The organism is Sulfitobacter brevis (assembly GCF_900112755.1).
Classification (GTDB): Bacteria; Pseudomonadota; Alphaproteobacteria; order Rhodobacterales; family Rhodobacteraceae; genus Sulfitobacter; species Sulfitobacter brevis.
This window is the reverse complement of record NZ_FOMW01000013.1, coordinates 1-20,886: the sequence shown is the minus strand read 5'-3', so window position 1 is coordinate 20,886 and position 20,886 is coordinate 1. Positions and strand designations below refer to the sequence as shown.

19 protein-coding genes, 1 tRNA gene and 2 pseudogenes are annotated in these 20,886 nt (G+C 59.4%); 7 read left to right on the top strand and 15 right to left on the bottom strand.

All coding sequences use genetic code 11. The features are described 5' to 3' along the window. Nucleotides 1-134: 134 nt before the first annotated feature. On the bottom strand, nt 135-2,909 hold the full coding sequence (gene acnA, locus BM174_RS16235) for an aconitate hydratase AcnA (RefSeq protein WP_093924915.1): 2,775 nt from the start codon (nt 2,907-2,909) through the stop codon (nt 135-137). 225 nt (nt 2,910-3,134) lie between these two features. On the opposite strand from acnA, the gene BM174_RS16230 reads away from it, so the two are divergent. Beyond that, on the top strand, nt 3,135-3,848 hold the full coding sequence (locus tag BM174_RS16230) for a DUF1223 domain-containing protein (RefSeq protein WP_093924914.1): 714 nt from the start codon (nt 3,135-3,137) through the stop codon (nt 3,846-3,848). A 34-nt stretch (nt 3,849-3,882) separates the two neighbouring features. Here BM174_RS16230 and BM174_RS16225 read toward each other — a convergent pair whose 3' ends face one another. The 5 genes from BM174_RS16225 to BM174_RS16210 form a co-directional block, all read right to left on the bottom strand. After that, the gene (locus BM174_RS16225) at nt 3,883-4,788 is read right to left on the bottom strand and encodes a lysophospholipid acyltransferase family protein (protein ID WP_093924913.1); all 906 of its coding nucleotides are present in this window, start codon (nt 4,786-4,788) and stop codon (nt 3,883-3,885) included. A gap of 108 nt (nt 4,789-4,896) precedes the next feature. Further along, on the bottom strand, nt 4,897-5,418 hold the full coding sequence (locus tag BM174_RS16220; RefSeq protein ID WP_093924912.1) for a tetratricopeptide repeat protein: 522 nt from the start codon (nt 5,416-5,418) through the stop codon (nt 4,897-4,899). A gap of 135 nt (nt 5,419-5,553) precedes the next feature. Further along, nucleotides 5,554-5,712: an adenylosuccinate lyase gene (locus BM174_RS20870; RefSeq protein ID WP_143092470.1), complete on the bottom strand. Its 159-nt coding sequence runs from the start codon at nt 5,710-5,712 to the stop codon at nt 5,554-5,556. Nucleotides 5,713-5,830: 118 nt separating this feature from the next. After that, entirely contained in the window at nt 5,831-7,135 is a 1,305-nt protein-coding gene (purB, locus tag BM174_RS16215; protein WP_093924911.1) for an adenylosuccinate lyase, read from the bottom strand. Between the two features lie 203 nt (nt 7,136-7,338). Then, on the bottom strand, nt 7,339-8,553 hold the full coding sequence (locus BM174_RS16210; RefSeq protein ID WP_093924910.1) for a bifunctional alpha/beta hydrolase/OsmC family protein: 1,215 nt from the start codon (nt 8,551-8,553) through the stop codon (nt 7,339-7,341). A gap of 191 nt (nt 8,554-8,744) precedes the next feature. Here BM174_RS16210 and BM174_RS16205 point away from each other — a divergent pair, with 191 nt between their 5' ends. Further along, nucleotides 8,745-9,899, top strand: coding sequence for a trans-sulfuration enzyme family protein (locus BM174_RS16205; RefSeq protein ID WP_093924909.1), 1,155 nt, complete (start codon nt 8,745-8,747; stop codon nt 9,897-9,899). Between the two features lie 2 nt (nt 9,900-9,901). On the opposite strand, the gene dddP is transcribed toward BM174_RS16205, so the two are convergent. Further along, nucleotides 9,902-11,242, bottom strand: a complete 1,341-nt coding sequence (gene dddP / locus BM174_RS16200) for a dimethylsulfonioproprionate lyase DddP (RefSeq protein WP_093924908.1) — start codon at nt 11,240-11,242, stop codon at nt 9,902-9,904. Nucleotides 11,243-11,368: 126 nt separating this feature from the next. Here dddP and BM174_RS16195 point away from each other — a divergent pair, with 126 nt between their 5' ends. Then, nucleotides 11,369-12,076, top strand: coding sequence for a heme-dependent oxidative N-demethylase family protein (locus tag BM174_RS16195; RefSeq protein ID WP_093924907.1), 708 nt, complete (start codon nt 11,369-11,371; stop codon nt 12,074-12,076). Nucleotides 12,077-12,141: 65 nt separating this feature from the next. Here the strand turns inward: BM174_RS16195 and BM174_RS16190 are convergent, their stop codons facing one another. The 5 genes from BM174_RS16190 to BM174_RS16170 all read right to left on the bottom strand — a co-directional run bounded on the left by BM174_RS16190 (nt 12,142) and on the right by BM174_RS16170 (nt 15,994). Further along, a complete protein-coding gene (locus tag BM174_RS16190; RefSeq protein WP_093924906.1) occupies nt 12,142-12,579 on the bottom strand; it encodes a glyoxalase superfamily protein in 438 nt (145 codons plus the stop codon). Nucleotides 12,580-12,884: 305 nt separating this feature from the next. Next, on the bottom strand, nt 12,885-13,688 hold the full coding sequence (locus BM174_RS16185) for a lytic murein transglycosylase (RefSeq protein ID WP_093924905.1): 804 nt from the start codon (nt 13,686-13,688) through the stop codon (nt 12,885-12,887). 102 nt (nt 13,689-13,790) lie between these two features. Beyond that, nucleotides 13,791-14,030 carry a hypothetical protein gene (locus tag BM174_RS16180; protein ID WP_093924904.1) on the bottom strand — a complete coding sequence of 80 codons (240 nt, stop codon included), beginning with the start codon at nt 14,028-14,030 and terminating at the stop codon, nt 13,791-13,793. 166 nt (nt 14,031-14,196) lie between these two features. After that, the gene (glnA, locus tag BM174_RS16175) at nt 14,197-15,606 is read right to left on the bottom strand and encodes a type I glutamate--ammonia ligase (protein ID WP_093924903.1); all 1,410 of its coding nucleotides are present in this window, start codon (nt 15,604-15,606) and stop codon (nt 14,197-14,199) included. Between the two features lie 49 nt (nt 15,607-15,655). Next, entirely contained in the window at nt 15,656-15,994 is a 339-nt protein-coding gene (locus tag BM174_RS16170) for a P-II family nitrogen regulator (RefSeq protein ID WP_093924902.1), read from the bottom strand. A 170-nt stretch (nt 15,995-16,164) separates the two neighbouring features. On the opposite strand from BM174_RS16170, the gene BM174_RS16165 reads away from it, so the two are divergent. After that, nucleotides 16,165-17,745 carry an NAD(P)H-hydrate dehydratase gene (locus BM174_RS16165; protein WP_342742073.1) on the top strand — a complete coding sequence of 527 codons (1,581 nt, stop codon included), beginning with the start codon at nt 16,165-16,167 and terminating at the stop codon, nt 17,743-17,745. 4 nt (nt 17,746-17,749) lie between these two features. On the opposite strand, the gene BM174_RS16160 is transcribed toward BM174_RS16165, so the two are convergent. Then, nucleotides 17,750-18,271, bottom strand: a complete 522-nt coding sequence (locus BM174_RS16160) for a Hint domain-containing protein (RefSeq protein ID WP_093924900.1) — start codon at nt 18,269-18,271, stop codon at nt 17,750-17,752. A gap of 120 nt (nt 18,272-18,391) precedes the next feature. Here BM174_RS16160 and BM174_RS16155 point away from each other — a divergent pair. Beyond that, nucleotides 18,392-18,475, top strand: a tRNA-Leu gene (locus tag BM174_RS16155). 172 nt (nt 18,476-18,647) lie between these two features. Here the strand turns inward: BM174_RS16155 and BM174_RS21430 are convergent. Continuing rightward, nucleotides 18,648-19,006 (bottom strand): annotated as a pseudogene (locus BM174_RS21430) (IS3 family transposase); the annotation flags it as partial. Next, nucleotides 19,000-19,299, bottom strand: coding sequence for a terminase small subunit (locus tag BM174_RS16150; protein WP_093924899.1), 300 nt, complete (start codon nt 19,297-19,299; stop codon nt 19,000-19,002). The pseudogene BM174_RS21430 and the gene BM174_RS16150, both read right to left, overlap by 7 nt. 99 nt (nt 19,300-19,398) lie before the next feature. Between BM174_RS16150 and BM174_RS21425 the strand changes: the two are divergent. Beyond that, a pseudogene (locus BM174_RS21425) lies at nt 19,399-19,530 on the top strand (IS110 family transposase); the annotation flags it as partial. A 65-nt stretch (nt 19,531-19,595) separates the two neighbouring features. After that, on the top strand, nt 19,596-20,528 hold the full coding sequence (locus BM174_RS16145) for an IS5 family transposase (protein WP_093924898.1): 933 nt from the start codon (nt 19,596-19,598) through the stop codon (nt 20,526-20,528). Nucleotides 20,529-20,886: the final 358 nt, after the last annotated feature.

Sequence of the window (20,886 nt, the reverse complement as noted above, 5' to 3'; positions counted from 1 at the left end):
CAATATGGGCCGTCTCAAGCGACGCAGGGGCGAACGGGTGGCGGCGGGTTGGCAAGGCTTTCATGCTGAATAACAAAGACCGGGGAATTTGGTTCCCCGGTCTCGTTGGTCTTGCTTGGTTTCGCTGGTGCGGATCAGGCAGATTTGGCCAGATCGCGCAGCACGTAATGCAACACGCCGCCGTGTTCGATGTATTCAATCTCGATCGCGGTATCGATCCGGCACTTGACGGTGATTTCTTTCACCGCACCATCAGCCATCGTGATCGTGCAAGGCACTTCCTGCAGCGGGCGAATGGAGTCCAGACCGCTGATCGAGACGGTTTCTTCGCCTGTCAGACCCAGCGTTTTGCGGGTATCGCCGTTGGTGAACTCGAACGGGATCACGCCCATGCCAACGAGGTTGGAGCGGTGAATACGCTCGAAGCTCTCGGCGATCACGGCTTTGACGCCCAGCAGCGCTGTGCCTTTGGCCGCCCAGTCGCGCGAGGAGCCTGCGCCGTATTGCTCACCACCGAAGATCACCAGCGGCGTGCCGGCTTCCTGATGGGCCATCGCCGCCTCGAAGATCGAGGTCTGGTTGCCATCGGGGCCTTTGGTATAGCCGCCTTCGACGCCGTCCAGCATCTCGTTCTTGATGCGGATGTTGGCAAAGGTGCCGCGCATCATAACTTCGTGGTTGCCGCGACGCGAGCCATAGGAGTTGAACTCGCGCACCGGCACCTGACGCTCGACCAGATACTGGCCCGCTGGGGTGCTTTCCTTGAAAGATCCGGCAGGCGAGATGTGGTCGGTCGTGATCATGTCACCCAAGAGCGCCAGAACCTTGGCGCCTTCGATGTTGGTGATCACGCCCGGCTCTTTGCTCATGCCTTGGAAGTAGGGCGGGTTTTGCACATAGGTGGACTGTGGCGGCCAGTCGTAGGTCTGGCTGTCGGTGGTTTCCACGGCCTGCCATTTGTCATCGCCTTTGAAGACGTCGGCATATTTGGTCTGGAAGGCATCGCGGGTCACGGTCTGTTCAACCAGATCGGCGATCTCTTTGGTCGTGGGCCAGATGTCCTTGAGGTAGACGTCTTTGCCGTTCTGGTCCTGACCAAGCGGTTCGCCCGTCAGGTCGTGGTTCATGTCACCGACCAGCGCATAGGCCACCACGAGCGGTGGCGAGGCGAGGTAGTTTGCACGCACATCGGGGCTGATCCGGCCTTCGAAGTTACGGTTGCCCGACAGAACGCTCGTGCCGATCAAATCATAGTCGTTGATCGCCTTTGAGATTGCGGGCTCCAGCGGGCCGGAGTTGCCGATACAGGTGGTGCACCCGTAACCGACAAGGTTGAACCCGATGGCGTCGAGGTCTTCTTGCAGGCCAGCGGCCTCCAGATAGTGCGACACGACCTGAGAGCCGGGGGCCAGCGAGGTTTTGACCCAAGGCTTGCGGGTCAGACCCAAGGCGCGGGCTTTGCGTGCCACGAGGCCGGCGCCGATCATTACGTAAGGGTTAGATGTGTTGGTGCAGGAGGTGATCGAAGCGATTACGATCGAGCCGTCGTGCAACTGGTAATGGCCATCATCGGTCGATACATAGCCACGATTGTGATGGCCTTCGTCGCCCGGAATGTCGACAGGCTCGGGCTGGCCGCCTTCGCCTTCCCAGCGGATTTCCTGATTGGCACTGGCATCAACACCTTCGCGCAGGCCTTTGACATATTTGGAAAACTCGGTATGCGCGGTATCGAGTGCGATGTAATCCTGTGGCCGCTTGGGGCCGGAGATCGCAGGCACGATGGTGCCCATATCAAGGCTCAGGGTATCGGTGTAGATCGGAGCGTAATCCGCATCGCGCCACATGCCGTTGGCCTTGGCATAGGCTTCCACAAGTGCGACGCGGTCTTTGTCGCGGCCTGTGTTGGTCAGATAGCGCAGAGTCTCGTTGTCGATCGGGAAGAAGCCACAGGTGGCACCGTATTCGGGGGCCATGTTGGCGATGGTCGCGCGGTCCGCCAGCGGCAGGTGATCAAGACCTTCGCCGAAGAACTCGACAAACTTGCTGACAACGCCCTTGGCGCGCAGCAACTCAACCACTTTCAGCACCAGATCGGTACCGGTGGTGCCTTCCATCATCCGGCCTGTCAGCTCAAAGCCGACAACCTCGGGGATCAGCATGGAAATCGGTTGGCCCAGCATTGCGGCTTCGGCTTCGATACCACCCACGCCCCAACCCAGAACAGCAGCGCCGTTGACCATGGTGGTGTGGCTGTCGGTGCCGACAAGCGTGTCGGGATAAGCAACTTCTTCACCATTCTGGTCTTTGTCGGACCAGACGGTCTGGCTCAGATACTCAAGGTTTACCTGATGGCAAATGCCGGTGCCGGGGGGCACAACGCGGAAGTTGTTGAACGCTTTCTGGCCCCACTTGAGGAAGGTGTAACGCTCGATGTTGCGCTCGTATTCGCGGTCAACGTTCATCTGGAAGGCGCGTGGCGTGCCGAATTCATCGATCATCACCGAGTGGTCAATAACCAGATCGACAGGTGCCAGAGGGTTAATCTTTTCAGGGTCGCCACCAAGGGCCACAATGCCGTCGCGCATGGCGGCAAGGTCGACCACCGCAGGGACGCCGGTGAAATCCTGCATCAGCACGCGGGCAGGGCGATAGGCAATCTCGCGCGGGCTTTTGCCGTTGTTGAGCGCCCAATCGGCGAAGGCTTTGATGTCATCGACAGTGACGGTCTTGCCATCCTCAAAGCGCAGCATGTTTTCCAGCACCACTTTCAAGGCGGCGGGCAGGCGGGAGAAATCACCCAGACCGGCCTCTTGGGCCGCGGGGATCGAGTAATAGGCGACAGATGTGCCGTTTACATCGATGGTTTTGCGGGTCTTGCTGGTATCGTGGCCAACTGTGATGGTCATGGTGGCTCCCTTGCGCGTGAAGTGGTGGGTGGCGTTCTGCCGTCTCAATGCCGCATTGGTCGGATGCGATCAACAGGTATCGACGGCTTTTCACGATTATTGTATACCGTTGTGTACCGAAATTGAAGGGGGTAGGCTGCGAAGCTCTCAAGAAACCTTGATTGGTTATTTCAGTCGGGTACCGTTAGACTCGTAGCAACCCCGCAGACCGCGTATCGGAATCAGATGAAACATGTTTTAGCCGCCACTTTTGTCACTGCCCTTGGACTGGCAGGCGTAAGCATCGGTCAGCCTGCGTCGGCGCAAGACAATCCGGTTGTGGTGGAGCTTTACACCTCGCAGGGGTGCTCGTCCTGTCCGCCTGCGGATGATATGATGGTGGAGCTGGCAGAACGCTCTGATGTGATCGCCTTGGCCTTGCATGTGGATTATTGGGATTACATCGGCTGGAAGGACCCCTTTGGCAATCCGGCCTATGCCGCACGCCAGCGGGCCTATGCTGCCGAAGGCCAGCGCCGGTCCATCTATACGCCCGAGATGATTGTGATGGGCCAGACCGATATCGTCGGGGCCAAGCCGATGGCGCTGAGCAAAGCAATCGCGGAGCATGCCAAGGCTGCGCCGAAGGTTGCGGTGAAGCTCAAGCGCGAGGGCGACGATCTGCACATTGCGGTTTCGCCGCTGGATGTGGTGGCAGGGCTGATGACCGTGCATCTGATGCGGTATGCGCCGATGAAAAACACCGAGATCATGCGCGGCGAGAACAGCGGCAAGATCATGAAAAACGTGAATATCGTTGATGACTGGCATGTGTTGGGCACATGGGACGGGCAGGCGCCTTGGGTGATGCAAACCACTGTGACGGGGCCCAGACCTGTGGTGGTGATCGTGCAGAAACACGAAGTTGGGCCGATCATGGCCGCCGCGCGGCTGAAGTAGAAACCGCTAGACAATTCGCTTGGTCGAGCAGGCCCTAGCTTTCGTGACTGCGCCAGCGGCGATGCACCCAAAACCATTGTTCAGGATTGTCCCGTACGCGGGCTGACAGGCTGTCGTTGAGGGCTAGGGTCATGGTCTCGGGATCGCTATGCGGCACTGGCGCTTCGAGCACAGTATCAAAGCTCAGCCCGTCGGGCTGGCGAAGGCCATAGAACGGGATGAGCAAGGCGTTATATCGCAGCGCCAGTTCTGCCGCCGAAACGGCGGTGCGGGCAGGCTGGCCCATGAAATCAAGTATCGGGGCTTTCTGGACGTGCTGATCAAACAGCAGCACCAACAAGCCGCCGTCTTTCAAATGCCGCACAAACCCCGCCGTGCCGCGCCGCCCTTGCGGAAAAACCGGTCCGCCAAAAGCTTCCATCGTCTTCACGTAATGGGCGTTGAAATAGGGGTTCTTCATATCACGGTAGAGACCACCGATATTGTAGCCCTGTGCCACAAGGGCTGCCCGCGTCGCTTCGTAATTGCCGAAATGTCCGGTGACGAGGATCACGGCTTGGCCGTTGTCGGTGGCAGCGCGCAGCGGCTCCACACCCGCGCCGCGCGGGACGTTTCGAGCCATGCGGCGGGGAAAATCATCGGCCGAGTAATTTTCGATGAAGGTCCGGCCGACATTGTTGAGGCAGGCGCTGGCGATCTGCGCACGGGCCTGCGGCGTCAGATCAGGGCGCACCAGCGCCAGATTGTCGAGCGCCCGCTTGCGGTATCCGGCCACGGGGCCGATGACATGCTGCACCACCCAGCCGACCGACCGGATCCGCGCCGCGTAGGGCAAGGCGAGGCCAGTGCGGATGATCCCGACGATCACCGCATTGGTCACATAATGGCTCAAGCGGCGCAGGCGGATATTGAAAGTGTCGCGGGGGGCTGGTTCTGACATGGGCCTTGCGGGATCAGGGAAATCTAGCCCCTGACATAGCCCGCCGCGCTGTGGTCAACAACCATGCGCGGCCTGCCTGAGGTTATTTGGTGTGGCGAACGGACAGGATCAGTAGGTAAAGGTCTGACCCGTGGCAATCGCGGTGCGGAGCGAGGCTTCGGCCCATGTGCCTGAGCCGCCCGCCGCACGAATGGCGCGTAAGTGCTGAAGTGCGGCACTGATCTGGCCCTGCTCGACCAATGCTTGGCCCATATAAGAATGCGCCAGAGTATTGGCAGGATTGGCGGCGAGAGCGCGTTCATAAAACGCCATGCCGCCCGCTACATCGCCCAGTTTGCGGGTGGTGAAGCCCAGATAGGTCAGAGTGCGGTCGTCGGTGGCCTCCATCTCGGCCAGAACGGTCTGCGCATCGCTGTAGCGTCCGGCATGGGCCAGCTGGCGCACCGTTTCATAACGCGCGTCGTCATCAAGGCGGCTGTCTTTCGCATCCACACATGTTTTGGTTTTCTTGTCATAAACCTGCCCGTCTTCGCATTTTGGTTTGGGCGGTGCAGTCTCCTCGTTGGCCCCTGCGGCGAACAGGCCGGCGGGCAGGGCAAGGCTGAGGGCGGCAAGGGCTAGAAAACGCATGATCAGGGAACTCCGACAAAACGGGTTAAGCTCAGTCGGCGCGCGAAACCTGACGCGCCTGTCATAAACCTAGCACGCCGCGGTCACCGGTAAAGAGTGCCGAGCCTTTTGCCGTTCACTTCATCGTGCGCAGGGTCAGATCGTGACGTCTGTCGTGCAGGTGCCGCTGACCGGATCAAAGCTTGATCCTTGCGCGCAGGAGAATGTTTGCTTGTCGTGATCGCACCCTGCAGCGATGCCAAGAGCGGGGGCGAGCACCAATGCGAAGGAAGCGGCGAGAACCTTGTAAGTCATCTGGAAGCTCCGTCATTGTGGGTGCCTTACTGTACCGCGAAACGCGGATTTCACCAAAAGAAAACGCCGCGCAGTATGGGGGCTGCGCGGCGTATGGCCGGTGTATCTGGGCGACAGATCAGTCGCCGAAAACCCGCTTGAAGATCGTGTCGACATGTTTGGTATGATAGCCAAGGTCGAATTTCTCTTCGATTTCTTCGGCGCTGAGTGCCTCGAGCACATCTGCATCGCCCAAAAGCTCAGTTTTGAAATCCTTGCCCTCTTCCCAGACCTTCATCGCATTGCGCTGAACGAGCTTGTAGGAATCCTCACGGCTGACGCCAGCTTGGGTTAGGGCCAGCAGCACGCGCTGGGACATGACCAAGCCGCGGAACTTGTTCATATTGGCGAGCATGTTCTCGGGGTAAATCACCAGCTTGTCGATCACGCCGGTCAGGCGCGACAGGGCAAAATCGAGCGTGATGGTAGTGTCAGGGCCAATGTTACGCTCGACCGAGGAGTGCGAAATATCGCGCTCGTGCCACAGGGCGACGTTTTCCAAAGCCGGCACAACGGCCATCCGCACCAGACGCGCAAGGCCGGTAAGGTTTTCGGTCAGCACCGGGTTGCGTTTGTGCGGCATCGCGGAGGAGCCCTTTTGACCGGCAGAGAAGAACTCTTCGGCCTCCAGCACTTCGGTGCGCTGCATGTGGCGGACTTCGATCGCGATGTTTTCGATGGAGGAGGAGACCACACCAAGGGCTGCAAAGAACGCCGCGTGACGGTCGCGCGGGATCACCTGCGTGCTGATCGGCTCGGGCTTGAGGCCAAGCTTAGCGCAGACATGCTCTTCGACCGCCGGATCGATATTGGCGAAGGTGCCGACAGCGCCCGAGATCGCACCAGTGGCAATCTCATCGCGGGCCACACGTAGGCGGGCAAGGTTGCGGTCCATCTCGGCGTAGAAACGCGCGAAGGTCAGGCCCATGGTGGTCGGCTCGGCATGGATGCCGTGGCTGCGACCGATGCGAATGGTGTCTTTATGCTCCAGCGCACGGCGTTTTAGCGCGGCGAGCAGACCTTCGGTATCGGCGATCAGGATATCGGCGGCACGGGTGAGCTGCACGTTAAAGCAGGTGTCGAGCACATCCGAGGAAGTCATGCCTTGGTGCACAAAGCGGGCTTCGTCGCTGCCTATGTGTTCGGCAAGATGGGTCAAGAAGGCAATGACGTCGTGTTTAGTGACGGCTTCGATCTCATCAATGCGGGCCACGTCAAAGGTGACGTCCTTGGCTTTCCAGACGGCATCGGCATTGGCGCGGGGGATGACACCCAGATCGGCCATTGCTTCGCAGGCATGGGCTTCGATCTCGTACCAGATTTTGAACTTGGTCTCGGGCGACCAAATGGCAACCATCTCGGGGCGGGAATAGCGGGGGATCATGGGCGGCGCACCTTTTGCTGTCTTGGGGGCAGGGATCAGGGGCGCAATAGACTGTAGGACGGTTCAGGACAAGTCAAAGGGGAGCAGGCGGGTGTGCGTAGAAGTGAGGGGCTAGTGAAAACCGGCAGGATTGAGGGGGCGCTGCCCCCCGTCCTGCGGGCGTCCCCCCGAGTTTAGGGGGCCAACTGACGTGAGTATCTGGGTCAGGGGAGGAGTTCGGTGAGCACTTGGGAGGTACGCTCTAACGTGCGGTGAACGGGGCATTTGTCGGCGATCTCAAGCAGGCGCTGGCGCTGGTCTGCGTCCAGCGGGCCCGTGAGCCGGATGCGGCGGCGCCATGTGTCGATCTTGTCGCCTGATCCGGTGCTTGCGTCCTGGGCATGGACCTTGTCGTGGCAGACATCGACGCTCACGTGTTCCAGCGGCCAGCCTTTGCGCCGCGCGTACATGCGGATGGTCATCGAGGTGCAGGCGCCCAACCCTGCGGACAGAAAGCCGTAAGGGCTCATCCCGCGGTTGGTGCCGCCATAGGCGAGCGGTTCATCCGCCAGCGCGTGGTGGTGTGGCCCTGCGTTTACATCTTGCAAGAACCCGTCGGGATCGGCTTCGGCAACCCGAACAATGCCCTCGGGCGCGCCGGGCGGTGGCGCGGGGGGCCTGAGGGACAGGTAACGCCCCGCCCAAGCGGCGATCACCTCTGCGGCGTATTCGGCGTCTTTGGCGCGGGTGATCAGGTGGTCGGCATCGTCGAGTGTGACAAAGCTGCGGGGGTGTTTGGCGGCCAGAAAGATCCGGCTGGCGTTGTCGATGCTCACGACTGCATCCAGCGGCGCGTGCATCACCAGTAAGGCGGCTCCCAATTTGGCGATTGAGGCTCCAAGGGAGACGGCCGAGATGTCATCGACAAACCTTTTGCTGATGCGGAACGGGCGGCCGCCCAAGCTGACCTCGGCTTCGCCGTTCTTGCGTATCTCGGGCAAAGCATCGGCGAAGTTGTGGGTAACATGGCCGGGGTCAAAGGGCGCACCGAGCGTGGCGACGGCTTTGATCTGTGGCATCTGGCTGGCGGCCTTGAGCACAGCCGCCCCGCCAAGCGAGTGGCCTACCATCAAGCTCGGCGGCATGCCGCGGTCATCAAGATAGCGGCAGGCGGCAAAGAGGTCATCAACGTTGGAGGTGAAGGACGTATTGGCGAATGCGCCCTCAGAACTGCCTAGGCCGGTGAAATCGAAGCGCAGCACGGCAAATCCCATTGCCGCAAGGCGCGCGGCGATGCGGCGGGCGGCATGGACATCTTTGCCGCAGGTAAAGCAATGCGCGAAGAGGGCGGTGGCGAGATGCGGGCCGTCCGGCATATCAAGGCGCGCCGCTAGCGTGCTGCCGTCATGGCCGGAAAAGGTGATATTCTCGCTGGTCATCTGTGGTTCCTCATCGCCGCTGGTGCAAGGTGGCCTGCGCGCGGGGTATCTGCAAGGATCGTGTCAGCACTGTCACGCAGGCGTGACGCGAGCGGCTGCGATCTGAAACCTATGCCGAGAGGGTTTGCCAGTCGATCAGACGACGTGTACCACAAGGCGCAACAGCTTATGTTTTCAGGAAAGCCCGCATCATGACCAAGACCCCGACCGACCGTTTGCACCCTGCCACCATAGCGGCGCAGGCCGCCGGTGCTGTCGATCAGGCCAGCGGCGGGGTCGTACCGCCGGTGCAATTTGCCACCACCTATATGCGTGATGCGGACTACCAGTTGGTGAATGGTAACAACGTCTATCTGCGCTCGCACAACGAAAATGTCAGGGTGGCCGAGCGCGTGTTGTCACAATTGGAGGGGGCAGGCGACACGGCGCTGTTTCCCTCGGGCATGGCGGCGATTGCTGCCTTGTTTCGCACAGTGCCGAACGGGGCCTCGGTTCTGGTGCAGAGCCAGATCTATTGGGGAACGACCAAGTGGATCCGCGATTTCTGCACCCGTCGCGAGATTTCACTGCATGAGGTTGAGGCGTCGGACAGCGCCGCGCTCGCTGCGGCCTGTGAGGCGCATCGTCCGGTCTTGGTCTGGGTAGAGACGCCTTCCAACCCGTGGCTGCGGATTGTCGATGTGTCGGCCGCCGCCGAGGCTGCCCATGCGGTAGGCGCAGTGCTTGCGGTTGATAGTACGGCGGCCAGCCCGGTGTTAAGCCAGCCATTGGCGCTGGGCGCGGATATCGTGATGCATTCGGCGACCAAGGGCATTAACGGGCATTCCGATGTGCTGGCCGGATCGCTGGCGGTGCGCGATATCGACAGCCGCATTTGGCAGATGATCCGCGATGACCGTGACAGCGCAGGCGCGGTCTTGGGGCCGATGGAGGCGTGGTTGCTGACACGCGGGATGCGCACGCTGCCCTTGAGAATGCGGGAGATGTCGAACAACGCGATGGCACTGGCGGAATATCTGCTTGATCACCCGCGTGTTGAGACGGTGCTTTACCCCGGTCTGCCCTCCCACCCCGGCCATGCGGTAGCCGCGCGACAGATGAGCGGTGGCTATGGCAGCCTGTTGTCCTTCGTGGTGCGGGGCGGCGGGGCCGAGGCGCTGCGGGTTGCGGGGCGGTTACAACTGTTCCACCGCGCCACATCGCTGGGCGGGGTAGAGAGCCTTGTCGAACATCGCCACACCATCGAGCCGCATACCGGCATCCCCGAAGGTTTGTTGCGTGTATCGGTCGGGATCGAAGACGCGGGCGACCTGCGCGATGATCTCGCGCAGGCGCTGGGCCAATAGGGTCAGGCGCCCATCAAAGCTGGATCAAACGGATAGCTCGTCAGGTCTTCAAAACCGTCTTCGGTGATGAGGACCTGATCTTCGAGCTTGATCGAAAAATCGCCTCCTTCGGGGGAGACCAGCGCCTCGACGCAGAGCACCATCCCGGGTTCAAGCGGATAGTCATACGCCCCCGCAACGGCACGGTCAGGGTAGGCGACCATCGGCCATTCGTCGCACAGACCCACGCCGTGCATCAGGCAGCCATATTTCTGCTTCTGGAACTGCGCGTCGAGCACATGGGTGCCGGCGCTCAATTCAGGGATGGTGACGCCGGGGCGCAGCAGCTGCTTGTTGGTCATGATATGCTCGACCCCGTGCTGCATGGCATAGATCATATCAGCGCGGGGTTTCTCATCGCCGATCCACCATGTCCGGCTGATGTCGATGCAGATGCCGTAGCTGCCGATCAGGTCGGTATCAAAGGCGAGGATTTCGTTATTTTGCATGATGCGCGGACCGCATTCTTGAAACCACGGGTTGGTGCGCGGACCTGAAGACAGCAGGCGCGTCTCGATCCACTCACCACCGCGACGGATGTTTTCGGCATGCATCACGGCCCAGATGTCATCTTCGCTGGTGGTGCCCTGCGGCACCTCGCGACGGGCGAAATTCTCCATTGCCTGTACGGCGGTCTCACAGGCATGGGAAGCGCAGCGCATCGCGAGGATTTCGTCGGGGCCTTTAATTGCGCGGGTCTTCTCGGTGACCTCCTCGCCGTCCATGATCTGTAGCCCCTGTGCTTCGAGAGCGCGCAGACCGTGCAGCATGATCTTGTCGACCGCCAGCCGCGTGTTTGTGCCAGCGTGTTCGGCCAGCACGGCGCGGACCTCACTGGCAAAGGTATCGGCCGGGGCGTCGATCTTGTCGCCGCGCCCGAAGTAGAACAGATCGGCACCGGTGCGTTGCTCGCGCACCAATGGGTTAAAGCTGCTAAGGAACATGGCGTTTTTATAGTCCCAGATCACCATATAGCCATCGGCACAGAGCAACACGGCGCGGAACGGGTTGTGGGTGTTCCAGAGTTGCATGTTGGTACTGTCAGTGGCGTAACGGATGTTGAGCGGGTCGAAGAGCAGGATGCCACCGTAGTCGCGCGTAACCAGCGCTTGGGTCAGCCGCTCCCAGCGGAAGCGCCGCATGCTGGGCAAATCGGGCGGGGTGAGGCCAGCGGCCTGCCATTCACCGTAAGCAAGGGCGGTGGGGCCAATCTCGACCCGATCATTGTTGTTGGGGGAGCCGTCGGGCAGCGTGGGTCCGGCGCTGGGATCGATCTTGCGGGCATCGCGGTAGTGCTGGTTCATGGGGCACCTTTGGGTTGCGGCTGGCTTCAGCATCGGAAGAAGCTGCGCCGCGCACCGCGCTGTAACCGACGTAAAAGCGTCGTTTTTTGCAGGACAGACCGAAAACTCTGTCGTATCAGACGAAAGATGACCGAGATTTTGCAGAATAGTTTGCCCGCTGAAATGGGCGGCGCACCGGCGTTGCCGGGGGTTGCCCCGTGCGAGGCTGAGGATTGGCTGCGCGTCGATGAGGCCTATGCGGGCCAAATGGCGCGGCGTATTGCGTTGCTGGAAAGCCACGAGCCCGATGTGCTCTGGTGTGCGCCCGCGGCGCTTGGTGCCGCGCGCGAAGTGCTGGGCGCTACTTTGGCGTTTCTGCCGGAATTGGGGTTTAAGCTGGGCGCTGGGCAGATTGTGTGCCCGGACGGGCGAGAGGTGACGATTGACTATGACCGCCCGCTTTGGACACTGGGTCATCTGGTGCAGGAAGACATTTGCATTTTGCAAAAACAGGGCGACCAACATGTACTGACCGCTGCGGTGCTATGCTTTCCGGCCAGTTGGAAATTGTCGGATAAGGTCGGCAGGCCGCTGACAGATATCCATGTGCCGGTGGCGGAGTATGACGGGGATCTGGCGCGGCGGGTGCAACGGTTATTTGACGGGGTGCAGGTGGGTCGACCGCTGTGGCGGTTCAACAAGCTTGCCTATGGCAATGCTGAACTGCACCAGCCGGTGCGGATTGCCGCGACCGGATTGCCGGAATATGTGCGCTCGGAACGGCAATGCATTGTGCGGATGCCACAGAGCGACGCGGTGGTGTTTAGCATTCACACTTGGGTGGTGCGCAGTTAATCCGTTGCGCCGCGCTTGGGCCTCGTCAGAGGGCAAAGCGCGGCGGCTTGGGTTGGCTTATGTCCTCAGGCGGGTTTCAACACCATATGGGGCTGACCGTCAGAGGTTTTATTGGGCGAGACGCCCTCGGCGTTGATCGTGGTATCCACCTGCCTGCGCAAAGAACTGAACAGCGGTGAGGTGACCACATCGACAGGCTCGTCAAAACGCACGGTAAGCGTCCAGAAACCGCTGGACGCTTGACGCGCCGCTTTGACTGCACCTGCAAAGCTATGGCCGAGATAGCGGCCTGTGACACGCTGTCCGGGATGCCAGCCGGAGGCCGATTGGCCGGCTTGGGCTGACAAAGTGTTCCAGTCGCGTGCGCCCCATTGATGGGCGATGGTTTCAAGCGCTTGGGCATGGCTGAGTATTTGCCCGCGCGCGGCGAGATCACTGCGCAGCCGTTTGGCTTGGGATTTCAGCACGTCACGGGACGGAAACGGTAGGGAATTGGGGGTCATATCAAACACTCCTGCAACCGCGGGTAAGCATCAGGGGGTCCGCATTGCCCAAATCTCCGCGTGAGACGGGGATGCCTTCGATATCAGGGCTTCACCAATTGCGGACGGCAGGGGCCTGACCCTTGTGCAAAGCAAATAGGGGGTGCGGGTGGGCCGTGCAAGGGGCGAGACAATGGTGGCTGGGGATGGTGATGTATTTGTGTTTACTTGGCCAAATGAAGCCGAGGCTGCCTCTTGGCAGCAAACTGGCGCGTTCGTGGGCGCGGATAGTGCCGCGCGCCGCTCAGGACGGCGCGCTGAGTTGGTTAGCCGTCGATGCGCGAGGCCATGATTGCAATTGCTTTCTGGTAAACGCCAGCGGCATTCCATTGGCGGATCACGTTGAAGTTGGCTTGGCCTTCCTGATAGCCGCCGCCGGGCTGCCAGCCTTTCTGGCGCAGGAAGTTGGCGGTAGACGCCAGAGCGTCGGATTGGTTGTAGAAATCAACCCGTCCGTCACCCGAGCCGTCTACACCGTATTGCAGCGCGTTACCGGGCAGAAACTGGGTGTGGCCGAGCTCGCCGTGTTTTGCGCCTCTGGTATCGGCCGTGATGGCACCACGGTCCACAAGCACCAAAGCGCCGACTGCGTGCGGGACGAAAAAGTCGGAGCGGCGGCAATCATAGGCGAGTGTTGTGATCGCCGAGACCACGCGGCTGTCACCCATAAACCCGCCAAAGCCGGTTTCCATGCCGTGGATTGCCAGAAGTACGCCTGCCGGTACGCCGTAGCGCGATTCGAGAGATTGGTAGAACCCGGCGTCGCGGGCTTTGCGCTTGCGGCCTTGGGCGACGATTGTATCGGCGCCGCGGACCTGCATGAACTTATCCAACGAGTATTTGAATGATTTCTGATTGCGGTCGGCAGATATGGTGCCGGATGCATATTGCGCATTGGCAAGCGCCTGCAATCCGCGTTGGCCGACGCCTGCTGCCTGTGCCTCGGCGGCGAAAGCTTTCTTCCAGCCTTCGAAGCCACCAGCGCTATTGCCGCAGGTAGCGGCGGCAACGGGGGCTGCGAATGCAGCAGCGGCGACGAGGGTCGCGAGGGCGGATTTAAGTGGATGCATGATATACCTCTGACATATTACTTTGTCAGAAGGATAGTGCTGGGGAGGGGGCAAGGAAAGGGTAGGGACGGCCGTAATTTTTTGCGCTCGGCAGTCTGGCGCTTAGTTCGACATCACTTTTGCGGTCAGATTATTGGCAAACTCGATCGGATTCCCGGTCGGGCGCTCCAGCAACTCCCATGCGAAAACAATGCCACCCGCCATGAAACACGTCAGCATCATCGGGATTACCAGCACGCTGGCAAAGCTGCGGGTGCGAACGGGCTTCTGCGCGCGGGCCACCTTTTTGGCGGTGTGATTGATGCGGGTGAGGCGTTCAGCGAAAATTTGTTCGTTTGACATCGTTACAACTCCGGTGGCGGCAGCGCCTCACACTTTGTCGCGTCGAAATCGGGTCGAATTGCGGCAGGATTGAGATCATTTCGTTATCTCCCGCCTTTGTTGGACGCTCCCATGAAAAAAGGCGCCCCCATGAGGACGCCTTCTGGTTGGTTTCTCGCTGTCGTAATCAGCAGCTGTAGTACATGCCGAATTCGACCGGATGCGGCGTGTGCTCATACTTGTGCACTTCGGACATTTTCAGTTCGATGTAGCCTTCGATCTGGTCGCGGGTGAAGACGTCACCGGCCAGCAGATAATCCATATCGGCTTGCAGCTCCTCCATCGCTTCGCGCAGCGAGCCACAGACGGTTGGGATACCGGCCAGCTCTTCTGCAGGAAGGTCATAGAGGTTCTTGTCCATGGCTTCGCCCGGATCAATCTTGTTTTTGATGCCGTCAAGGCCGGCCATCAGCAACGCCGAGAAGCACAGGTAGGGGTTTGCCGCAGGGTCGGGGAAACGGGCCTCGACGCGCTTTGCCTTTGGGCTTTCTGTCCATGGGATACGAACGCAGCCCGAACGGTTGCGGGCCGAATAGGCGCGCAGAACCGGCGCTTCGAAACCCGGGATCAATCGCTTGTAGCTGTTTGTGGTCGGGTTGGTGAAGGCGTTGAGCGATTTTGCGTGGACCAGAATACCACCGATGAACCACAACGCTTCCTGGCTGAGATCGGCGTATTTGTCGCCAGCGAACAGGGGCTTTCCGTCTTTCCAGATCGACATGTTCACGTGCATGCCGGAGCCGTTGTCGCCGTAGATCGGCTTGGGCATGAAGGTCGCGGATTTGCCGTACGCGTGGGCCACGTTGTGGATCACATATTTGTACTTTTGCATCTCGTCGGCCTGCTTGGTCAGCGTGCCGAAGATCAGGCCAAGTTCGTGCTGGCAGGACGCCACTTCGTGGTGGTGCTTGTCGACCTTCATTCCCAGACGCTTCATGGTGGAAAGCATCTCGGCGCGCAGGTCTTGGGCTTCGTCGATCGGGTTCACAGGGAAGTAGCCGCCCTTGAGACCGGGGCGGTGGCCCATGTTGCCCATTTCATAATCAGTATCTGAATTCCAGGAGGCGTCAGACGCATCAACTTCGTAGGATACTTTGTTGATTGTGTTGGAAAACTTGACGTTGTCGAACAGGAAGAATTCGGCCTCGGGGCCCATGTAGGCGACATCGCCGATACCGGAGGCTTTCAGATAGGCCTCGGCCTTTTCTGCCGTGCCGCGGGGGTCACGGTCATAGCTTTCGCCGGTGTCAGGCTCGACGATGGAGCAATGCACGCAGATGGTTTTTTCGGCGTAGAAGGGGTCGATATACGCACTGTCCACATCAAGCATCAGCTTCATGTCGGAGGCTTCGATGGATTTCCAGCCTGCGATGGAGGAGCCGTCAAACATGAAGCCCTCTTCGAGGAAGTCTTCATCGACCAGATCGCTGATTACGGTGACGTGCTGCAACGTGCCGCGTGTATCGGTGAAACGAACGTCGACATATTCGATGTCTTCGTCTTTGATTTTCTTTAGAAAGTCCTTGTGAGCAGTCATGCTTCGGTCCTTTTTTCGTCGGAATAGAGAGTTGTTCAGGATTTAGGGATCAAAGCGCGTCCGAGCCGGATTCGCCGGTGCGGATGCGGATTGTCTGTTCGACGGGGCTGACAAAAATCTTGCCGTCCCCGATTTTTTCGGTCTTCGCGGCCCCGATTATCGCCTCGATGGCGGCATCGACCTGATCGTCGTCCAGCACAACTTCAACTTTGACTTTGGGCAGGAAATCAACGACATATTCGGCGCCACGGTAAAGCTCTGTGTGGCCTTTCTGACGGCCAAAGCCCTTAACTTCGATGACGCTCAAACCTTGAACGCCGACTTCCTGAAGAGCTTCTTTTACCTCGTCCAGCTTGAACGGTTTGATGATCGCTTCGATCTTTTTCATCGGGGGCCCTCCTGATCGCGTTTCGCTTGCACAGGGTCATTTCATTTTGCCCGTGCAGGGTCCACGGGTGCCGGTTAATCTGGAGTGCAGATGTGATGAGAAACAAGGCAATCGCTCGTTATCTGTGCGCGTCGCTTATAAATTATGCATTTTGAAAACTTTGGAGGCCCATGATGTGCGAACTGCTGACCGCTGGACAGATGCGCAGCATTGAAGGCCGCGCAATTGCTGCTGGAGAGACAACAGGTTTGGCGTTGATGGAGCGCGCAGGCGAGGGGATGATCGACGCCATTTTAACTGCGCGACCTGAACTGGCAGCGGGCAGGTGCCGCGCAGTCGTGCTTTGCGGGCCCGGCAATAACGGTGGTGACGGGTTCGTTATTGCACGCTTGTTGGAGGCGCAGGGGTGGAGGGTGCAGGCGTATTTTTACGGCGATGCGGATCAACTGCCAACTGATGCGCGCGCTAATTTCGATCGCTTCGGCACGGCGCGGATACAGGCCATGGGTTTCCCTAATATCTCCGATGCAGGGCTTGCATTGCTGCGGTCAGAATTTGAGAGCGACGCAGGGCTGCCGGACGTTGTAATAGACGCGCTTTTCGGGACTGGCCTGTCGCGATTGGCGCCGGAGTTGGTACCCCTCGCGCAGGTGTGGCGCTTGGGCGGCGCTGCGGTGTTGCGGGTCGCGGTAGATGTGCCCAGCGGGTTATGTACGGATAGCGGCCATATTTGGGAGGTTGAGGGCAAGGCGGCCTTACTGCCGGCGGACCTGACGGTGTGCTTTCATCGCAGGAAGATCGGCTGCTATTTGGGGGAAGGGCCGGAAAATTGCGGCCAGATTGTGCTGGCCGATCTGGGGCTGGCACCGACGGACCCGCCAGCCTCCGCCGCACGACTTGTGGAAATGCCCGCGCCACGCTCTCTGTCGAAATCGCAAGGTCACAAGTATGATCATGGGCACGTACTGACCCTCTCGGGTGGCAGTGGCGCGGGCGGTGCGGCGCGTTTGGCTGCCCGCGCGGCCCTGCGGATCGGTGCGGGGGCGGTGACCCTCGGATGCCCAGCCGAGGCTTTGACCGAAAACGCGGCGCAGCTGAATGCGGTAATGCTCACAGTAATCGACGATGCGCAGGCACTGACCGATTCCCTCAAAGATCAGCGCCGCAATGTGATATGTCTGGGGCCAGGGGCAGGGGTAGAACGGGCCGCCACGTTGCTGGCTGTGCTGCTGGCGGACTACTCAAAACGGGGTACTGTTCTGGACGCGGATGCGCTGACAGCCCTTGCGCAGGATAAAGCACTGTTTTCGCGCCTACATTCCAACTGTGTGCTGACCCCGCATGGCGGCGAGTTTCGGCGGTTGTTCCCCGATCTTACAGCCAAAATGGACAAGATGCCGCTCAAAGGCCCTGCGTATTCCAAAGCCGATGCCACACGAGAAGCGGCGCAAAGGGCCGGATGTGTCGTGGTTTTCAAAGGGCCGGACACGGTGATTGGCGACCCGTCCGGCGGTCTCTATCTCCACACGGCCACAGGTGATCGCGCTGTGCCATGGTTGGCAACTGCCGGAGCAGGCGATGTGCTGGCAGGTTTCATCGCAGGGCTGATGGCGCGCCGCATGCCTGCCATTGTGGCCGCAAAAACTGCCACATGGCTGCATGTGGAATGCGCCCGCAGTTTTGGCGCAGGGTTAATCGCGGAAGATATGCCAGACGAGTTGCCAAAAATCTTTCGGCAACTCGGCGTTTAAACCTTCAGGCGGCGTGCAGAACCGCGCCGCGGGCACGGGCGGCATCAGCAGTGCCCAGTTCAAGCCCGTCCGCATAGAGAATATGCGGCCCGTCGCAGAAAATCTGGTAAAGCGTTGTGTCCACCATGCCACGGTCGGTGATAAATTCACCGTCCACCAGCGTGCGTGCCGCCACCAATGCACGTTCGGAACTGAATAAAGCGCGTGCACGCCAGTCGCGGATCAGCACCATCTGATCCCCTGCCAGCAGAGCGTCACGCTCAGGCCTTGTATGGCCCAAAGAGCCCGCTGCCAGCGCGATCATATGCACCGAGCGTTGCGATCTCTGGATGTGTTTTACTTTGGAAATACCACAGTCCCTGGTGATCAGCTTGTCGCCAACACTCAGAAATTCGACAGGAATTTCGCCGTCCAGGGTAAGTAGAATTGCGCCATGCACTAGTCCTGTATCCAGAACGGCATAGGGTGAAAACTGGCCCGCCTGCGGATCCTGCCCGCCAACGCGCCCGACCGTATTCGGTTTCATGGGCGTCTCTCTTTTATAAACCTGCCTCAGGTTAAACCCAGCATATGGCAACATAGTGTTAATGTCTGTAGTTTTTTGCTCTCGCCTATTGCTGCAAGCTTTGCTAATCAACGCGAACGTGCGGGTGTGGCGGAATGGTAGACGCACCAGATTTAGGTTCTGGCGCCGCAAGGCGTGGAGGTTCAAGTCCTCTCACCCGTACCAACTTTGACCGTTAAGGTATTGAAAGATAGGGAAAATAAAAAGGGGCCGCAAACGCAGCCCCCCAAGCTGGCCGCGCTAGGCTGCATTCGTCTAGTCTCAGTTTCCTCAAACAAAGCAATTAATAAGATAACAATTTGGGTTTACGGTGGCTGAGGTGGAATGCATCTCTGAATTCTTCGCGATAGATCGGATACAGCTTCTTCCAGTTCACATCCCAACCCTCGCGTTTACGCAAGATGTGCAATCGACGATAACCAAACCTGCTCGTTCAGACGACAATTCCTTCAGTCTCCCTCGCAGCTCGGTGTCCGCAGGCCGCATCGACGCACGTCGATAAACGCGGCAGGGCGCAGGCCCGTTTTAGATCGTATCGCTTCTCAATCATGGCCCAGCTCGCAGCTTTACGTCGCGCTCCGGTCATCACAAGTTTTTTCCCAACATCTTTCTGAGCGTGGACACATCCATCATCTGCTCGGCCAATAACTTATTCAGTTTGGCGTTAACGGCTTTTTGGGCTTTCAGCTTCATTGCTCGCGGGGGGCAGCCAGCGCCATTGGCAGCCAGTGCTTTGCCACGTCCTGATCGGCGAGCATGGCCTTTTCCCCGACCTGTGCGCGCCCTTCTTCGATGGCTGCACGAACCTTATCATTCTTTAACATTCGGGCCGCTTGGACCTCTGGCTGCTTGTACCCTGCGCGTCTGGCCGCTTCGGTGCCGTTGTGCGTCTCGATGTAGGCCAAGACGAACAGGCGATACCTGTCGATCAAGCAATGCTTGTCGAGCCAGTCGGTATTGCCGGAGTTAGATTGAGTCTGCTCGCTCATGCCCTGCGGCTTTGTTGATGGCGTGGATGCCCCCACCTACCGGCATCGTAATGTGCCACTTTGATGTTTCAGAAAGCATCACTCAAAGGGAGAGCATCCATGTCAGAAGTTAGCATAATCGGCATAGACCTTGCAAAGCGCGTATTTCAACTTCACGGGGCTTGCGCAAACGGAGCAGTTATTTTTCGCAAGAAACTGACACGTGTTCAGCTTCTTGCGTTTATGAGCCAACAGGGCTATGTTGCACAAATTCAGCGGGGATTCATGTCGTGAATCCAGTGTGGTAGCTGGCCTGCATGAGCAAACCGACATCACCTACCTATAAGACGACGAACTGGGCTGATTACAATGCGGCGCTGAAGCGCCGCGGATCACTGACGATCTGGTTCGATCCCGAGATGAAATGGGATGCCGAACCCTCCGGCAAGAGGGGCAGGTCGCGGACATTCAGTGACGCTGCCATCCAGACCTGTCTGACAATGAAGGTGTTGTTCGGGATGGCCCTACGTCAGACGACGGGCTTTGTAGAAAGCCTGCTTCGGCTGACGGGACTCGATTGGGATGTGCCTGACTTCAGCACCATCTGCCGACGCCAAAAGACACTTGCGGTCAACATTCCATATCGAGGCGCGAAGGGCCCGCTGCACCTGCTTATCGACAGCACCGGCATCAAGGTCGAGGGTGAAGGCGAATGGAACGCGCGCAAGCACGGCGGCCCCAAACGGCGCGTCTGGCGCAAGATCCACATCGGCATTGACGAACAAACGCTGGAAATCAGAGCAGTCGAGATCACGGGCAGCAACACCGGGGATGCACCGATGCTACCTCATCTGCTCAACCAGATCCCGCACGATCAGGAGATTGGCAGCGTGACCGCGGACGGTGCATACGACACGCGCCGATGTCATAACGCCATCGCCGAGCGCGGTGCGGCTGCGGTGATACCGCCACGCAGAAATGCACAGCTATGGAAGCCAACCACCGCCGGTGCCATCGCCAGGAATGACGCTCTGCGCGCGTCAAGATATCTGGGCCGGGCACTCTGGCGAAACTGGAGCGGATACCACCGCCGGAGCCGCGTCGAGACGAAGATGCATTGCATGAAACTGCTGGGCCAGCGGCTGATGGCGCGCGACTTTGACCGCCAGGTCGCTGAGGTTCAGGTGCGCGTTGCGATCCTGAACGGTTACACCGCCCTCGGCATCCCTGTCACGAAAGCCGTGGGATAAATCCGTCTGGGGAAAGGGGATATCCGTTCGTCAGCTGAATTACGCAACATATGTAACCGCCCCAAACGCAAGAGATATCTTCAGAGCTGATTTTGGCGCGTCGTCGGGTGCTGACATATGTCCGGCCTCATGATGCGACGTCACAAATGTCGCGGGCCCGTATGGTGTTCGAAGATCAGGTCCAGATCAAAGCCGCGTGCTCAAAAGGCACTCTGTTGCACACTGGTTTTCCCAATCCCGTCTCACGACCGTTGCGCCATACAACTCCTTGCCCTCCTCCGCTCCGACGTCCTCGCGGCTGTCAGTCGGCTTACGCCGCTGCAGCCGGAGCTCTGTAAACTTCTTTTTTCACCATTAG

Coding starts and splice junctions, on each gene's coding strand:
- BM174_RS16230 (WP_093924914.1), top strand. CDS start 3,135: ATGAAACATGTTTTAGCCGCCACTTTTGTCACTGCCCTTGGACTGGCA.
- BM174_RS16185 (WP_093924905.1), bottom strand. CDS start 13,688: ATGCATCCACTTAAATCCGCCCTCGCGACCCTCGTCGCCGCTGCTGCA.
- glnA (WP_093924903.1), bottom strand. CDS start 15,606: ATGACTGCTCACAAGGACTTTCTAAAGAAAATCAAAGACGAAGACATC.
- BM174_RS16165 (WP_342742073.1), top strand. CDS start 16,165: ATGATGTGCGAACTGCTGACCGCTGGACAGATGCGCAGCATTGAAGGC.
- BM174_RS16205 (WP_093924909.1), top strand. CDS start 8,745: ATGACCAAGACCCCGACCGACCGTTTGCACCCTGCCACCATAGCGGCG.
- purB (WP_093924911.1), bottom strand. CDS start 7,135: ATGATCCCCCGCTATTCCCGCCCCGAGATGGTTGCCATTTGGTCGCCC.
- dddP (WP_093924908.1), bottom strand. CDS start 11,242: ATGAACCAGCACTACCGCGATGCCCGCAAGATCGATCCCAGCGCCGGA.
- BM174_RS16190 (WP_093924906.1), bottom strand. CDS start 12,579: ATGACCCCCAATTCCCTACCGTTTCCGTCCCGTGACGTGCTGAAATCC.
- BM174_RS16195 (WP_093924907.1), top strand. CDS start 11,369: ATGACCGAGATTTTGCAGAATAGTTTGCCCGCTGAAATGGGCGGCGCA.
- BM174_RS16160 (WP_093924900.1), bottom strand. CDS start 18,271: ATGAAACCGAATACGGTCGGGCGCGTTGGCGGGCAGGATCCGCAGGCG.
- BM174_RS16210 (WP_093924910.1), bottom strand. CDS start 8,553: ATGACCAGCGAGAATATCACCTTTTCCGGCCATGACGGCAGCACGCTA.
- acnA (WP_093924915.1), bottom strand. CDS start 2,909: ATGACCATCACAGTTGGCCACGATACCAGCAAGACCCGCAAAACCATC.
- BM174_RS16220 (WP_093924912.1), bottom strand. CDS start 5,418: ATGCGTTTTCTAGCCCTTGCCGCCCTCAGCCTTGCCCTGCCCGCCGGC.
- BM174_RS20870 (WP_143092470.1), bottom strand. CDS start 5,712: ATGACTTACAAGGTTCTCGCCGCTTCCTTCGCATTGGTGCTCGCCCCC.
- BM174_RS16145 (WP_093924898.1), top strand. CDS start 19,596: ATGAGCAAACCGACATCACCTACCTATAAGACGACGAACTGGGCTGAT.
- BM174_RS16225 (WP_093924913.1), bottom strand. CDS start 4,788: ATGTCAGAACCAGCCCCCCGCGACACTTTCAATATCCGCCTGCGCCGC.
- BM174_RS16170 (WP_093924902.1), bottom strand. CDS start 15,994: ATGAAAAAGATCGAAGCGATCATCAAACCGTTCAAGCTGGACGAGGTA.
- BM174_RS16180 (WP_093924904.1), bottom strand. CDS start 14,030: ATGTCAAACGAACAAATTTTCGCTGAACGCCTCACCCGCATCAATCAC.
- BM174_RS16150 (WP_093924899.1), bottom strand. CDS start 19,299: ATGAGCGAGCAGACTCAATCTAACTCCGGCAATACCGACTGGCTCGAC.